Annotated in this window: 14 protein-coding genes; 2 read left to right on the plus strand and 12 right to left on the minus strand. The window is 42.5% G+C overall.

Annotated elements, in window-relative coordinates; translation table 11 throughout:
• Positions 1 to 15: 15 nt before the first annotated feature.
• From ACYVIL_RS10235 to ACYVIL_RS10260, 6 genes are all read right to left on the minus strand, one after another.
• Positions 16 to 654: a pentapeptide repeat-containing protein gene (locus ACYVIL_RS10235; protein ID WP_460312389.1), complete on the minus strand. Its 639-nt coding sequence runs from the start codon at positions 652 to 654 to the stop codon at positions 16 to 18.
• Positions 655 to 695: 41 nt separating this feature from the next.
• The gene (locus ACYVIL_RS10240) at positions 696 to 1,103 is read right to left on the minus strand and encodes a hypothetical protein (RefSeq protein ID WP_460312390.1); all 408 of its coding nucleotides are present in this window, start codon (positions 1,101 to 1,103) and stop codon (positions 696 to 698) included.
• Between the two features lie 176 nt (positions 1,104 to 1,279).
• Positions 1,280 to 2,113 carry a ZIP family metal transporter gene (locus ACYVIL_RS10245; protein ID WP_460312391.1) on the minus strand — a complete coding sequence of 278 codons (834 nt, stop codon included), beginning with the start codon at positions 2,111 to 2,113 and terminating at the stop codon, positions 1,280 to 1,282.
• Between the two features lie 114 nt (positions 2,114 to 2,227).
• Positions 2,228 to 2,701, minus strand: coding sequence for a VOC family protein (locus ACYVIL_RS10250; RefSeq protein ID WP_460312392.1), 474 nt, complete (start codon positions 2,699 to 2,701; stop codon positions 2,228 to 2,230).
• An 84-nt stretch (positions 2,702 to 2,785) separates the two neighbouring features.
• On the minus strand, positions 2,786 to 3,427 hold the full coding sequence (locus tag ACYVIL_RS10255) for an NAD(P)H-binding protein (protein ID WP_460312393.1): 642 nt from the start codon (positions 3,425 to 3,427) through the stop codon (positions 2,786 to 2,788).
• A gap of 106 nt (positions 3,428 to 3,533) precedes the next feature.
• Complete coding sequence (locus ACYVIL_RS10260) at positions 3,534 to 4,472, minus strand: amidohydrolase family protein (protein ID WP_460312394.1); 939 nt, start codon at positions 4,470 to 4,472, stop codon at positions 3,534 to 3,536.
• A 501-nt stretch (positions 4,473 to 4,973) separates the two neighbouring features.
• On the opposite strand from ACYVIL_RS10260, the gene ACYVIL_RS10265 reads away from it, so the two are divergent.
• The gene (locus ACYVIL_RS10265; RefSeq protein WP_460312395.1) at positions 4,974 to 5,639 is read left to right on the plus strand and encodes a cupin domain-containing protein; all 666 of its coding nucleotides are present in this window, start codon (positions 4,974 to 4,976) and stop codon (positions 5,637 to 5,639) included.
• A gap of 126 nt (positions 5,640 to 5,765) precedes the next feature.
• Here ACYVIL_RS10265 and ACYVIL_RS10270 read toward each other — a convergent pair whose 3' ends face one another.
• The 6 genes from ACYVIL_RS10270 to ACYVIL_RS10295 all read right to left on the minus strand — a co-directional run bounded on the left by ACYVIL_RS10270 (position 5,766) and on the right by ACYVIL_RS10295 (position 11,629).
• Positions 5,766 to 6,200 (minus strand): hypothetical protein, encoded by a 435-nt coding sequence (locus tag ACYVIL_RS10270; RefSeq protein WP_303474624.1) that lies wholly within the window; start codon positions 6,198 to 6,200, stop codon positions 5,766 to 5,768.
• A 111-nt stretch (positions 6,201 to 6,311) separates the two neighbouring features.
• On the minus strand, positions 6,312 to 6,887 hold the full coding sequence (locus tag ACYVIL_RS10275) for a YdeI/OmpD-associated family protein (RefSeq protein WP_460312396.1): 576 nt from the start codon (positions 6,885 to 6,887) through the stop codon (positions 6,312 to 6,314).
• Between the two features lie 405 nt (positions 6,888 to 7,292).
• The gene (locus tag ACYVIL_RS10280; RefSeq protein ID WP_460312397.1) at positions 7,293 to 8,273 is read right to left on the minus strand and encodes a transposase; all 981 of its coding nucleotides are present in this window, start codon (positions 8,271 to 8,273) and stop codon (positions 7,293 to 7,295) included.
• Positions 8,274 to 8,467: 194 nt separating this feature from the next.
• On the minus strand, positions 8,468 to 9,133 hold the full coding sequence (locus ACYVIL_RS10285; RefSeq protein ID WP_460312398.1) for an ABC transporter ATP-binding protein: 666 nt from the start codon (positions 9,131 to 9,133) through the stop codon (positions 8,468 to 8,470).
• A 46-nt stretch (positions 9,134 to 9,179) separates the two neighbouring features.
• Positions 9,180 to 10,397 (minus strand): ABC transporter permease, encoded by a 1,218-nt coding sequence (locus tag ACYVIL_RS10290; RefSeq protein WP_460312399.1) that lies wholly within the window; start codon positions 10,395 to 10,397, stop codon positions 9,180 to 9,182.
• Positions 10,394 to 11,629: an efflux RND transporter periplasmic adaptor subunit gene (locus ACYVIL_RS10295; protein ID WP_460312400.1), complete on the minus strand. Its 1,236-nt coding sequence runs from the start codon at positions 11,627 to 11,629 to the stop codon at positions 10,394 to 10,396. Before ACYVIL_RS10295 ends, ACYVIL_RS10290 begins: the two co-directional genes overlap by 4 nt.
• 952 nt (positions 11,630 to 12,581) lie before the next feature.
• On the opposite strand from ACYVIL_RS10295, the gene ACYVIL_RS10300 reads away from it, so the two are divergent.
• Complete coding sequence (locus tag ACYVIL_RS10300; RefSeq protein ID WP_460312401.1) at positions 12,582 to 15,560, plus strand: ligand-binding sensor domain-containing protein; 2,979 nt, start codon at positions 12,582 to 12,584, stop codon at positions 15,558 to 15,560.
• Positions 15,561 to 16,152 lie beyond the last annotated feature (592 nt).

Here is a 16,152-nt window from a genome sequence, read left to right on the forward strand (position 1 = left end):
TAAAGTCGCGATTATTCAATCAACGAGTTGAATATCAAGGCTTTCAAGTAATCTAACCGCCTCAAAGCGACTAAACTTGGCGTTTTTGAGTTTGTTACGATGAATATCAATGTTGTAGTCAGTGGCTTCTGAAAAGTCCACACCCGACAAATTGGTATTATCGAAAAAACTCCCTTGCAGCTCGCTAAAGGTGAAATTTGAATGGCGAAAATCACCTTCACGAAAATCCACATTTTGCGCTTTGCATGCTTCCATTGTTAACTCTTGTAAACAAAGCCCATAGAAGGAGCTATCGTTAAGAATAGATTGATAGAACTTAACCGGAGAGTTATAGATTAATTCTGACCAAGCTACGTTAGTCCAATCTATCCCAATTAATTTAGAATCTCGAAAGCTAACATCAGTGAATATGCAATATGCTATTTGTGCATTACTCAAATTACAGTGGCTAAACTCACAGTCGATAAACGTGCATCTTTTAAATGCAGTGTCGCTGAAATTGCACTTGTCAAAGGTACAGCTTTCAAATTCTTTCGATGAAACCTCTTCACCGGATAAATCTAAACTGTCAAATTTATCAGACCAAAACGCTTTTTTTTGTTCTAAATTCAGCAACTCTTTAAGCTCCTTGATATGCAATACTTGCCGTCTCATTTACCGTTAACTGTCGCCGCAACGAGATATAATTTCATGCTTTAAAATACTTCAATTCCGTGACTGCTTAACCAATATTCGTCTAATTCCCAAGTGACGCGTTTAACGTCCTCTTGTTGCTTTATTAATTCGGCAGCTTTCGACTGAGTAGCAGCTAATGTCTGCTGTGCTTCCACCATTTTTGACGAGCTTTCACTTTCATTGCGAAGCTCAGGAAACAGCTGCCTTAAAACGGTGACTGCTGATACTTTCCCCGAGCGTGGACTCGATATGGTAGCTACACCGTTATCAAAAGAGACGACACTAAAGGGATATGGATAATTATCAATTTCACTGTTGTCTGCCAATACATTATTTAGTTGATACACTCGCAAATCAAAGAAAAAGAACCACCACAAAAAAATGATACCAACTACTATCAACAGACGCTTTTTAATAACTTTGCTCATTTTTATTCCTAAATTTCAAATTGAAGTACAAAGCAGATAATGCACACCTCAAATTAAGCTAAATAGTTAATTCAGTACTTTATAAAGTCATGCCGCGACGAAAGGATAAATACCTATAAATCTAAAAGTGCCGGTACATATTTTGGGTGTCACACTTCCCCTCTTTGTCATACCCATTACAGTGTCACTGCATAAAGAAGGGAAACGCCTAATACAAAAAACACGAAACGTACACCGGTTTCCCGAAGTCCTTCAGCCTGTTTAATCTCAGGAATCAGATCTGCGCCTGCGATATACAGAAAATTACCCGCTCCCAACGCCACCAGAAAATACACATTCATATTTTGCCCAACAGCATAGGCAATAACACCGCCAAGGGGAAAGGTGAGAGCCGAAATAAAGTTATAAATTAATGCTTTGCGACGTGAATAGCCTGCATGAACCATGGCTCCAAAATCACCTATTTCTTGAGGAATTTCATGCAACGCGGCGGCCGTCCAAGCAGCAATACCAGCCCGTATATCGACAAGGAAGATAGCCCCAATAGCCAGCCCTCCAAGAAAATTATGCACCCCATCAGCAATAAGCAACAGCGGACCTAATGGCCGAACATGTTCAGAAGGTAATCGGTGGCAATGGTGCCATTCGAGCAGTTGGTCAAGGGCGAAAAAGGCGGTAAAGCCAGCGACCACCCATAGCATTACCATGCTCTGTGCTTCCGATGCGTTGAGTGCATGGGGAAGCATGTGAAAGAAAGCGCCCCCAAGCAATGAGCCCGCAGCAAAAGCGACTATCGCCTTTAGCCAGCGCTGCAAAATATCTTCAGGCAATAAAATGAAAAGCCCACCAATGATGGCAATAAGACTCATGATGAACCCAAAAACCAGAATAATCAGTAATGTGGTATCCAAATTCCTATCCTTGCTCAGTGATAAACAACGTTTAGCCCAGCGAAGTTTGACAGCGTACTGAATAGCACTGCCACTGCAACTCACCATATTGCGTGACATGACGTCAAATGCTAAACGTCATTGCATGTAAAAATTAAAACGAAGGGAGAGTAGACAACGACTTTCTAATTTCCCCTTATTCACTTACCCAAATGCCCGGTATGGCACTACTTTCTAGTCTAATGCTGACACATGTTGATCGACTAGAATCTGATTCCCATCAGGATATTCAATGATAAAAAATGCAGGCCCGGTGCTCGTCTCATCAGCTTCTGCAAGGGGTACAATGCCTTTTGCTTTAAGTGTTTTTTGTAGCGCCCGAACATCGGTAAATTGCGCTAACTCTTTCCCATCATTATCCCAACCTGGGTTAAAGGTCAAAATATTCTGCTCGAACATTCCTTGGAACAAACCAATAATCGTGCTTCCATTTTGCAGAACTAGCCAGTTTTGCTGCTGATCTCCCGCTCTGACAGTGAACCCTAATTTTTCATAGAACGCTCGAGATTCCACAATATCTTTAACCGCAAGACTGACAGAAAAATTCCCAAGCTCCATGGCAGGTTTATTCGGCTGAGCAGGTATTTGCGAAGTAGGCTTAGCGACACAACCGCATAAAAACACAATTAACAGTAAAATAGGTTTCATCATAGTCTCCAGATTTTTTATGGCTAACCCTTGGTATAGAGTTAGGTTGTGCAACATATTTTGAGCATTAGTTGAGTATAGATATTACCCAAAAAGCTCATCAAGTTGATATATTTGTTTCGCATTTGCCGAAGTATGGCTAATTGAAATCATTTTTTTCGCCACCTCATCACCAGAGATAGGCCGATAGCGTTTTAAAAATGGAAGCTTACATAAAGTAGGCAGGATCCAACTTGCCACGCTTTCCCCTAACCGAAAGGTTTCCCGCTCTCCAATAAGGAGTGAAGGTTGCACAATACTTATACGTTTAAAAGGTAGCACACACACGGCGTCTTCCAACTCGCCTTTCATCTTGAGATAAGGGCTGATGCTCTTCCCATTCGCACCGCTAGATGAAACAAGAATATAGTGATTAACGCCGTTTTCGGCGGCTATTTTGGCCGCGTGATACTGATAATCAAAATCAACTTTTCGTTGTTTTTGTACAGAACCGGCTTGCTTCGCAGTTGTGCCTAAACAAGAAAAAAGCACATCACCTGTAAACACATCGCTGTATTGTTCTAGTTCGTCAAAATTAACCACTTGGTTAACGATTTTGTTAGATTGATACTCAACTGGCCGCCGCGTAACAGCAACGACCTTTTCAACGCCTTCATCTGCCGCTAATCGATTAATTAGATTTTGACCAATTAATCCTGTCGCTCCCAAAACTAATGCTGTTTTCATTAATTAACTTCCACTTTTTAGAACGTCCATATTACAGTCAACTATTGAAAACGAAGTTTACCAGTTATCATAGATTCACAAGAGAATCATTTCCCTGCCTAGCACCTTAGTTTTTGTCCATAGACAATAATCTAGCAGCGTTGTCGTAAAGAATTGCGCGTTTCTGCTTTTCAGATAAAAAGTGGGCAGACTCAATCACCTCAAGACTTCCCGAAATAGCTCCCCAATAATCAGAGCCAAAAACGATCCTATCTTCGTGGCCTGCCTCAACAAAGGTATTGATTGAGCTATGTACTAGAGGAGTGGGAACTAGGGTCATGGGTGATGTCTCAACCATCACATTTGGAAACTTGTCGAGCAACATTAACGCTTCTTGAACAAAATCAGGTCGAAATACGTGATAAAAAACTAAACGAAGTTGGGGATAGCGAGTTAGAATTGGCTCATAAAGTGCGGGGCGTGCTAAACGTTCGTCAAAGTCCGCGCAACATCCCTCAACTCGCCCTTCTGGAGATGGCCCTGCATCTGCGTGCACTAGAACCAACAAGTCATGCTTAGCCGCAAGCGCATAATATGGCCACATACGAGGATCGTTGGGCGCAACGCCAGCATACACGTTATACAATTCGCCAATGGCGCCAATTCTTCCAGCATCAACCTCTTTGCTTAGCCAATCTAAATTGGGCCAATCGCCACAGTCCTTAAAACACGGAAATAAATTTGGATCCACGCCATCCGAACAAGGAAATGCCACACTGCCTATGAGACGGCTAGGATCGGCACTGCGAATCCGCTCTACGTCAGCGGGAGGACCACCAATCACACCTCTGACGATAGAATGGGCGTTCAACGTATCGAGCAAGTAGCGTGTCTGAGCCTCATCCGCAGTCTCGTTTAATTCAGTTGAATACCAACGTGACGCGGAGCTGCTTGGCCCAGCATGAAGGTGAAGGTCGATGACGGATGATGCCATTGTCGGCATAACCGAACAGCCCCACATCAGTACAAGACTTGAAAGTGAGAGAAAGATTTTTGATTCAAACAAGTTGCTACCCCCTTCAAGTTAAAGGCTTTATGAGCAATCAGACGATGGAAATAATGGCTTGCTGGATCAAATCCATCTGGTAAGGCAAAAATTGAATAGTCACTGATATTAATGACAAAATCCGAGCTACCATTAGTATAGTTGATATTTATTTTGTCGAAAATAGAAGCATCGAAAAACCGATGTTTGCTGAGATTATTAAGTTGGCCAGCAGCAACCTTACCCCTTTATATAGACACCCATGACATTAACCCTTTATGTAGACACCCGACACCTCTTTATATAGACACCCATGACATTAACCCTTTATGTAGACACCCATAACGTTTGTGCAACCTCATTTCAACAAAACCACGTACTTTCAATAAGAACTTGTATAATCTGGTTTTTAGCCGATTTCATTCAACCATTGGCGCCCGTTAGTTAGTAACTATTGTGAACACAAGTAGGGATTTAAACACCGGCATCAATCAAAGTAAGAATGACTGTAGGAACCTAAGTATGACAACTCGTATTAACGCAAACTTTGCACAACGTATTGTGATTCGTCCGGATGATTATCAATGGGTTGACTCGCCTATGCTAGGTGTTGAACGAATGATGCTGGACAGAATTGGCGATGAGGTGGCTAGGGCCACTTCAATCGTTAGGTATGCAGCGTTTAGTGAGTTTTCAGCACACACTCATTCTGGTGGGGAAGAGTTTTTTGTACTGGAAGGTGTGTTTGCAGATGAACATCAAGATTATCCCCAAGGCAGTTATGTGCGTAACCCGATAGGGACCTCGCACACTCCTCAAATTGGCAAAGAAGGCGCAATTATCTTTGTTAAACTCCATCAATTTGAACAAGCCGATGATGCACAAAAGGTGATTCATACTCCCACGCAACCTTGGCAACAAGGGCTTGTTGATGGGCTAACCGTCATGCCCTTACATCACTTTGGAAGTGAACACGTTGCTTTAGTTAAGTGGGCGCCAAATACCCAATTTAATAGCCACCAGCATTGGGGAGGCGAAGAAATTTTCGTTTTAGATGGCACCTTCCATGACGAACATGGCAGCTATCCTAAAGGTACTTGGTTACGAAGCCCCCACTTAAGTCGGCATACGCCGTTCACCAAACAAGACGGCGCATTAATTTATGTGAAAACGGGGCATTTAGGATAAGGCCTCGCATTTGCAAATCTCTCACTCTGCAAAATCGTGCAAAGAGGTGAATTGTTCTAGCGCTTTTGGAAAGTCATCTCGTCAAAAACGCGGTAATTTGATGAATTCACGGCAAAGCCCGCAAGACTAATTCCATAACCGCTTTGTACCCAATAAATAGTAAGCCCCATAAACACAGCAAACGCTAGAACTCACCAACCAAAAGGCAATTGAGTTTTGATGCACCACTGGATCTGATATTACAAAAGGAAGTATGAAGCCAGCAATGCCACGAATAAGGTATACGGCCGTGATGAGCAGCAAAGATGTTTTTAAAAACGGTAATTTAAAAATTAAACCCGCACCAGAAAAAGCGTAAAGCCCCCAAACACAAAGGATGGAGGCGATAACTAAGGTAGCAATTGTGGGATAGGAGTCTCCCGCAGCTGCCATTTGGGCCATTCTTTCCCCAGCTCCGAAAAATCGATACCAGTCAGGCCCACCAAAGATACAACTAATATGCAGCAGCGCTGCGAAGAAACTTAAGCAACCAGCGATAATGAGTAGGTTATTTTTTTGCATTCACATCCTTTTTGCAGATAGCGCAGTGTTAAATGGTTTATTTATAATTGAAATATATGTAACGCCGAACTTAGCCATATATTTTGTGTTTGTTTCAACTGTAACTGCAATCTAAAGAGGCTTTTCCTGATGAGCAAGCATCGTCATGTATTTTGTAAATCGTCTTTGTCTCGTTTCAGCTTTCTTCGCACTCGTTAGGCCATAAGCAATAACATATCGGTTTGATTTATTAAGGGTTTCAAAGAACTGTTTTGCGCGGGGTTGGCTTTCAAGTGCTGCGATGAAATCACCGGGCACTTCAATTTCACTCACCACATAAGCTTTTTCCCAACGCCCATCAGCTTTGGCAGCATTCACATGCACAAGACCAGGCTCCATCATTCGACCTTCGCTTATCAATAGTGCAACATGTTCTGTGTTTCTTTTAGACCAATTACTTCGAGCCTTTCTGGGAGTGATTCGCTGCAGATAAGATTGAGCATCGAAGGATTTCTTTATACCGTCAATCCACCCCCAACATAAGATCTCTTTTACCACATCATTCCAAGTCACACTTTGAATTCCAGAACTTTTCTTGAATATATTGATCCACAATTCAGTTTCAGTTGCATGATTTAACTTTAGCCACTGTCTGAGCCCCGTAGGTGCTGCAAATGATTTTATTTTCAATGTGTTAGGTTCAGGCATTTACTTCGATTCTCTATTCATAACATGATGTATAGCAACACAAAACAAACTCACGCCTAAATTTGGCGATGAATTAAACTCAGTTAGTGGGTGCATACCTCACTACATTTGATTGATATGGTAAATCACATTTTAATAATCACAACGTCTAGTATAGAGTATTGAGACACCCAACTTTTTAGAGAAACTTTTTACCTTGACACCCATAGTTAAATCCAATTTCAAACGAATCAACAGTAAAAAGTGTTTTACATCAAGTTGCTTTGAGGTTTGCAATAAAAATATGCGGCGATTTTTGAATATCTGAGGGTTAATGCAGCATTAATATTAATTTAACTCATATTCCTAGCAGCAAGAATTGCCCATCGTGTGGGGTGCTTTAAATGAATTTGGATAGTTAGTTCTTTAGAATTGCTGCAATAACGTTTTGGCCTTTGTTATCCCTCGTATTCGTTGATGGCCTATATGTCGTTTAAATTGTTGCATCATGTGCTCACTGCCTACCGCAGTGTGAAAGTGTTTTTCAAACTCTGTGGTAAGCGTTATCCATTGGGCCGAATTAAGGCCAAGACGTTCTAAAATGGGACTATGATGATTCTCTATATAACCTGCTTTATCTTCTCGAATACAACGACCAGTGCAATCCACTAATTCACAATAATCGATAAGACTAAAGGCGATACCTTTAGGCATATTTTGTTTATAGTTACCCACAAAACGCATCAATTTTTTTGGTTGTTCATCTTTAATTAATGCCCGCATACGTTGTTGAATACTGGTGTGTTTTGAGGTTTCTGGCGTTTTTTCGATTTTGGCTCGAATTGGGTTTAAATCTACATAGGCCATACAAGCTAAAACGGCTGGCTTATCCAATAATGCTTGAGATTTAAATCGTCCTTCCCAAAATCTACCCGTGCAGTTATCTTCTTTATTCGCCTCTCTGGCTATGTGTTCATTGAGGTTGCGCATGAACCAACTGACATCATACAAACGTTGACGATAAATATGAATCGTTTCATTCAATGTGATTAGCTCACTTTGACTGAGCGACTCATCACGCATAAACCGCTGGCTAAGTACTGTGCCTTTGTGCAGTTGATGCCAACGATAAACCACTTCTTTTAACGACCAGTTATCGGCTTCTTCTTTATCCACACACAACACAATATGAGTATGGTTACTCATGACCGCATAAGCACAGATATCAATGGCAAAAACAGAGGCCAAAAAAAGTAAACGTTGCTCGACCCAGCCCCGCCTATGTTCAAAACTTTGTCCCGTAAACTTATCTTCACCGCACAAAAACGAGCGACGAACACAGCGGGAAACGCAATGATAATAGGGCGTATCAATGAGGCTAATTTGAGATTTACGTGATTGAGGCATAGCTAACCATCCTTGGTTATTTTAGTAACTTAAAGCCTAGAACATCTAACAAAAATTACCACTTAATCATCACTTTCTTATGGATGTCTTATTAACCATATATTATGGGTGTCTTATTAAGTCGGTGAAGTTCTTGTTATGGGTGTCTTATTAAGTCCCGCAGTTTTATGGGTGTCTTATTAAGTCCTCTCTTATTAAGTCCCTTTGTCGCTAGCGATGCTGCCGTCTGCTAGCGTTATTATGCGGTCGCACTGAGCGGATAGTTTCGCATCATGTGTTACCAAAAGTACGGCGCAACCAAATTTCTGATTGAACATGCGAAATAAGGCGAAGACCTCGTCTGCAGTTTTGCTATCGAGATTGCCTGTGGGTTCGTCTGCCAGTAACAGGGCAGGTTGGGTTACCAATGCTCTGGCAACAGCCACACGTTGTTGTTGACCTCCAGATAGTTGATCAGGTTTGCGTTGAGCGTAATCGGCCAGGCCCACTTCAGCGAGGAGACTATGCCCAAGCTCGCGCTGCTCGGCGCTAGGCTTTCCATGAGTGACCATCAACGGCATGAGGACATTCTCTAGGGCCGTGAAAGCCTGAATAAGATGGTGGAACTGAAATACAAATCCGATCCTGCTACCACGTAAAGCGGTGCGCCGACTGTCATCACTGGTTCGGGTAGCCTCACCCAGCACCTCGATTTCTCCAGCGGTTGGCGTATCGAGTAAACCAATCAGATTGAGCAAAGTACTTTTGCCTGAACCGGATGTTCCAATCAGCGCGGCAAAGTCGCTGCGCTGAAGACTAAGGTCAAGCCCATGCAACACTTCTACTTCAGTTGGCAGACCTAGGTTGTAACTCTTCCTCAATCCTTTTAGCCGCAGCACCTCTTGGCGCTGATTGTAGGCAGCGACTTCAGACATGACGGATTGCCTCTACCGGATCAAGATGCGCTGCACGGTATGCTGGAATCGAAGCTGAAATGATTCCAGTCAGAGTTGCCAGCACGGTAGCAGCCACCAGCAAGCTGAGATCCACCGGAATGAAAAACAGTCCCGGCCCGAACGTGTTAAAGATCCAGACCAGCATATAACCGCTAATGCCGCCCAGCAGTGAGCCAAACAGCCCAAATAGTGCACCCTGAATAAGGAATACAAGCAACATCTGAGTACGTGTGATACCAATGGCGCGCAAGATACCGATTTCTCGGGTTCGCTGCACAACGCTTACCGAGAGCACGCTAGCAATACCCAGCGCCACGCTCAAACCTACAAACATGCTGATCATATTTGTCGACAAGCTTTGACTCTGCAAGGCATTCAGCAGCTGCGCATTAGTTTCCATCCAACTCTCAACTTTCTGCTCGGTCAGTCGGCTTATGCGTGTCGCCATAATGTCTGCGCGAAAAATATCGGTGACAGTCATGTCGATAACCGTCGCCGCACCAGGCAGGTTTAACAATGACTGCGCCTGACTCATATCTAAGTAAACATACCGCGCATCAAGCTCACGCACCCCTAACTCAAAAATTCCGGCGATACTCAACACACTGTCGCCGCCTTGCCCAGTCTGCAATCTTAGCTTGTCGCCGGCACTGACGCCAAGCTCAATAGCCAGTTGCTTGCCAATCACAGTTTTACCAGCACCGACCTCGAAAACGCCTTCAATGATGTCTTCGCTGATGGGCAGAATCCGCTGGTAACGCTCGCTGTCTATGCCGACCAGTGCCACCGACTCAAGCGCTTCACCACGACGAGCAAATGCTGGTCCGGAAATAATGGGTGATACCGCCGTCACATTTGGCAATGTGTCCAGCACATCACGCAATTGCAACCAATTATTTATTGAGCGCAGTCGTTGCGCACGCTTGCTTTCCAATACTAGCTGTACGCTGTCATCAGCATCAGCTAGCGCTAGAATGTGGTTTACCTCATCGGGGGCCGACAACCTGATATGTGACTGGGTACCCAAAGTACGATCAATGATGTTGTCTTGAAGGCCGGTGATCAGTGCGCTGATAAACACGATAACGGCAACCCCAATACCAATGCCGATTAGAATTAACGCACTTTGTGAGCGACCTTCGCGCAAGAACCTAATAGCGATTGTCGATTCGGTCCATATGCCTGTCATTCAAACTTAACCGGCGTTTCGCGAGCGGTAGCTGCATCAGTTACCTTGGTTGGTAGTTTTACATCATCTTCACGGGTACGCACCCGTCTGCCATCCTCCAGCGCAGAGTCTATGTTGGCAATAATTAGGTCGCCGTTTACTAATCCATTAGTAATCTCTGTTTGCCCCATTCCGCGCAAGCCAATCTTCACTTTCGTGCGCTGCAAGCGACCATTACTGACTTTCCAAACGTGGGCTGAGTTGCCGTCAATATCATCAAGTACATCGTTGGGCACGACAAGTGCGCGCTCCCGTCGACCGGTTTCGATATTAACTGTGACCGTCATATCTTGACGCAGAAAATCTGGAATAGCTTCTAACTGTAAACGAATATCAATACTGCCACGCTCTGGATCCACCGCTGGCGCGATGAAACTCAAGGTAGCCGAAAACGGACGATCTGGATAGGCATCCGTTACGCATAGCGCCGTTTGCCCTAAACCCAAGACCGAGAGATTCCTTTCATCCACCGGCACCAGTAATTCAGTTTGGCCAGCACGAGCAATTTCAAAAAGCACGCGACCAGGTTGCACAACGTCGCCCGGCTCAGCATTTCGTGTCAACACCGTACCACTGACTTGGGCGCGCACTATTGTTTTTTCCAGTGCAGCGCGTGCGGCCGCCAAGCGTTCGCTGGCAGCGACATCACTTGGGTAGCCAGCAGCCAACATCTCAGCAGCAAACTTGGCTTGCTCAAGCGCTGCCCGCGCTTCAGTTTCCTGTTCAACGGCCTGTTCTACAGCTTCATGGGAAATTAGTTTTCGTTGCAATAGATCCTTTCGACGTTGCGCTTCGCGGCTGGACTGCTCAAACCGCGCTTCCGCCTGCCTCAACGTCGCATCGGCCTGCGGTTTACTCGATTCACGAAGCTCTGCAAGCGCAGCTTGTGCTTCTCTAACGCGAGCGAGTTGTTCATTGTCATGCAGCACCGCCAATACGTCTCCAGCCTGAACATCATCCCCTTCGCGAACAAGACGCTCGGCAATCACACCGGAAATTTGTGCGCCTACTTGAGCCCGCGATCCCGACGTAACCCGTCCAGTCGCAACCACAGTCTGCACCAATGGCTTACTTTGGATACGATATACAGCCAACTCTGGCCCCTGCAATTTGTTCACCATCATCCATGCACCCAGCACGATGATGATAATAAGCAAAATTAGGTAAGACGTTCGTTTACCTGTAAGTTTCACTGGAATCTCTCAAGGCGCAGCAAGGGGCGCCACTCTTTAATGATAATTCGGAAAATTAAGCACTGAAGGACGCGAACTAGCGAAGTGGCCTCACGTTGAGCTCGATAGACCATCAATCGCCAAGCCGCCCAAAAGGATGTCACTCCAATTTTATCTTTATGATTTTTCAAGGTAACAACATCGCCTTTACTATCTTTACCTAATAAATTGGCTGAGATATCACCTAATACTGTTTTAGTAATACTATTTAGAGAAAAATCGACAATTAAGAGAAAGATTATTCGAGTGAACATATTTATGACTCTCTTCCAGCTAACATCCGAATTTACTTCACCAATTTGCCTATCGATGCCATGCCGCCATAAGCCGTTAGCATAACAACATTGATTAAAATTATTACCCTAGACTAAACCATACCGTCAGAAAACTGCAACCGTTGATAAAGGTTACAGTGAGCTAAATTTGATAAAATTACTTGAAGGAAACGTATTTATAGTAGGTAAAGCAGTTAGGCGATTACTGAAAAAAGCAGTCGTTAACTCGAAGGAATTCGAAACAGCAAATACAGCAATATAGATAGTCACTGAATTATACGATTTACCAGTTTAAATATATTGACGTGATTTCATTGTTGACAAATTATCTTCACCTTTCATAATTAATTCCCTTGCTGGTATTTTTTACCTTCGTTTGTTGTTGCTTCTGTTGCAGATTATTCTTTCATGCTGCTTCGCACAGGGTGTTTCCAGAAACTCTTTTGTCCAAGAAGAAACCACCTTTTCAAGTAGCATTTTAAAACTAAATGCTAGAGAGATAAGCAAAATCTATCATAGGTACACAATAAGAAAACCATGCCGTCTTTTTCTGTCATCAACGCAAAACTGACTTATAAGATATCTGCGGATTTATAGCCAAGCACTATGTGAAAAACATGTATAAAGAGGTAACAGCATTGCGTTTATGGATTAGCTTCACACTTATTTTTGGCGTCATAGCATATGCTCATTCTTCGAGTGTCAGTGAAGCTTTGCTATTTAAACGTACTTTGACAACTCAAGATGGCTTATCTCAAACAACCGTTTATGACATTGAACAAGATTTAAATGGTTATATTTGGCTTGCGACTCAAAGAGGAATAGATAGGTTTGACGGTTTTTCTTTCGTCAATTTTGAGCAAACAGCTAATTCGGAAAGTGGCTTGCGCTCAACTCGCATTAACGATCTTGAGCTTAATCATGAGAATGGCAACTTATGGCTGGCTACCACAAACGGGCTACATCGATTCAATGCTGAATCAGGACAAATGGAAGATATTCACCTCTCTTCGCAGGTAGGAGAGGGGTATCAACGAATATCTGCTTTGCATTTTGACCAAAATAACGATCTATGGCTTGAAGCAGATACAAAGCTATTCACTAAAGCAAATTTAGCAGAGAGTTTCAGTGAAGTATTAATACCCAACCCTCCCGACCAGTTGACCATATTTGACATAGACTCTGATCAGCAAAATGTACTTTATTTTGCCACTAACGCGGGCGTACTTAGGCTAAACACCCTCACCCAAGAATGGTTACCCACCTTAGTTAGTGATGTTTTGGTATGGTCTGTATTTATCGACTCAAATCAAAATCTTTGGGTTGGAACAAACGGCAAAGGCCTGTTTCATTTTACCTTTGACACGAATTATGAGCTTATCAAAACACAGAATTTTTCCACAGAGCAAGGTCTTTCTCATGGCATTGTTAACGACATTGAACAAACAAAGTCGGGCCAGATTTGGGTGGCCACTAACTCCGGTCTAAATATTTTTCAAAAGATGAAAAATGGGCAAGCACTCACCCTACTGCAAACATCAAAAACAGATTCAGATAATAAATCAAAAATAAACGCTTTATTCATCGATTCATCAGACCAAGTACTATATGGAACCTTAGTCAGTGGTTTTAGTATTGTTTCTCCACAATCATTGCTATTTCGAAAGGTTGTTATAAACCAAAATAAAGTCGCTTATGCTACGGAAGTAGATAAACATGGGACTCTCTGGGCAACCTCCCCTGAAGGCCTTTGGAAGGTAGCACCAAACTTAGATACAAGTGAGTTATTAAACTTTGAAGATGGTGACATTAACCAAGGCACGAATAATATTCTTTTGGGCACATATTATTCAGCTACGAACGACGTTTTATGGATAGGCACGAGAGTGGGATTAGCTCGTCTAAATAGCACTGCAGACGGTATAGTGAGTGTTGGTTTTGAAGGCATACCCATATACTCTGTAGAGAGCGACAAGCAAGGAAATCTTTATGTAGGAACCGTATCGAATGGAATGTACCACTATAACCCAAAAACGGCTGAAATTATTCATCATTATGAATCAGACAGAGTGCTAGGTATCCACGTTAGCGGACCAGAAAAAGTATGGTTAGCAACGCCTAAAGGATTAGTAAAAGTAAACCCCCGTGAACAAACCCAAGTTAACTATGAACACCATGCTAGCCAGCCTAATTCTTTGCCAGGTAACTACGTATCATGGATATCCAAAAAATCTGAAAACCAGTATTTAGTGGCAATTCAATCAAAGGGCTTGTTCATAATGACAGAAGATGAAGAGTCAGGCAGTTTACATTTTTCAGAGCTATTTCCTACTAGCCGTTTGAAAGATGCTTCCATAGCCGCAATAGCGCAAGATCAGCAGCAAAACTATTGGGTTAGCAGTATAAAAGGTATTGCTAAAATAGCAGCAGACTTGTCAACGTTAGAGTTTTACGACAGTGCTGATGGAACAGCTGCAGGCGGATACTTTATTGGTGGAAAATCTATCAACTCAAACGGTCGTATTTTTTTTGCTGGTTCAGACGGCATAACGCATTTTCATCCCGACGAAATTGTAAGACCTAAAAGTAACCCTAAGTTACATATTACAAATATCGATATATTAAATGAAGATCTTGGTAGTCGTGAAATTAACGCAACTAACAAACCTTTAGCATCAATCAATGATTTGTCTTTAGCATTAGAACATCGTGACATAGTAGTAACTTTTGAGTTTGCGGCAACCGAACTGTTTGCCCCAGAGAAAATAAAATATGCACATAGGCTAATTGGCTTTAACTCTCAATGGCAGGAACTCAAAAACAACAAGCGCTCAATCACTTATACATCTTTAGATGCCGGCAACTATGTACTTGAAATTAAAGCCACCAATAGGTATGGAAAATGGATATCAGACCATGTGTCGATGGATATAAAAGTTTCACCACCTTGGTATTGGTCAAATGTCGCGATTGTATTTTGGATAGTATTAGCACTGCTCAGTATTTACTCCTATGCTCGCTGGCGCTCTTACAGTTTCTACATGCGTTCACAGCAGTTAGCGAATGAAGTGACTAACAAAACTCGAGATTTGGCCCTCGTTAACGACAAATTACGTAAACTTTCAGATTTGGACCCTCTGACAAATATATATAATCGCAGGGGCTTTACCCAGGCGGCTATAAATAAGCTAGCAGAATCAAATGGAAGCAATCAGGTTTTCAGTATCGTTTTATTTGATATTGATTATTTCAAAAGTATAAACGATACCTATGGACATGATGTTGGAGATGAGGCCTTAATTGCAATATCTCAAAAAATTGAAAATTCTTTAGGCTTAGATGACAAACTAGGCCGCTGGGGAGGAGAAGAGTTTATAGCACTGTTGAGCACTGAGAGTATTGAAATAGCATTCCAAATAGCAGACAGAGTAAGAAGCCAGGTCGCGGCGCTAACACTTAAATCGGCAGGTGAAAGATTCAAAGTAACACTCTCCGGCGGTATAGCAGTTATGCAAACAGACAACAATTTAGATAACTGTATAAAGCAGGCCGACCAGTTACTTTTTCAGGCCAAAGAAAATGGTCGAAATCAAATTGCTTACAAGAGTACACCCTAGTTTCGTAAGATCGGTGGTAATGGTATTAGCATCCCTATATCAAAAAAAGCTGCAAATCCCCTAAGCACAGGAAGCAGTATTTCACGATTTTTAAACATGGGTGTCTTAATAACTGGTATTAGCATCCCTATATCAAAAAAAGCTGCAAATCCCCTAAGCACAGGAAGCAGTATTTCACGATTTTTAAACATGGGTGTCTTAATAACTGGTATTAGCATCCCTATATCAAAAGAGCTGCAAATCCCCTAAGCATAGGAAGCAGTAGTTCACGATTTTTAAACATGGGTGTCTTAATAACTGGTATTAGCATCCCTATATCAAAAAAGCTGCAAATCTCCTGAGCATAGGAAGCAGTAGTTCACGATTTTTAAACATGGGTGTCTTAATAACTTTTAATAACTTTTTTTAAACATGGGTGTCTTAATAACTTTAATAACTGTTATTGAGCCCCAAAGTAAATTGCAGGTGTAATCCCCCCATTTTAAGCAGCAGTTATTCGTAGAAATTAATTAAGCCGCTCTCAATAGTTGTTTAGGTGGTACACCACCAATTGCCATATTAGGTCGTTCATTGTTGTAAAGCCAGAGCCAGT

Source organism: Aliiglaciecola aliphaticivorans, assembly GCF_054782055.1.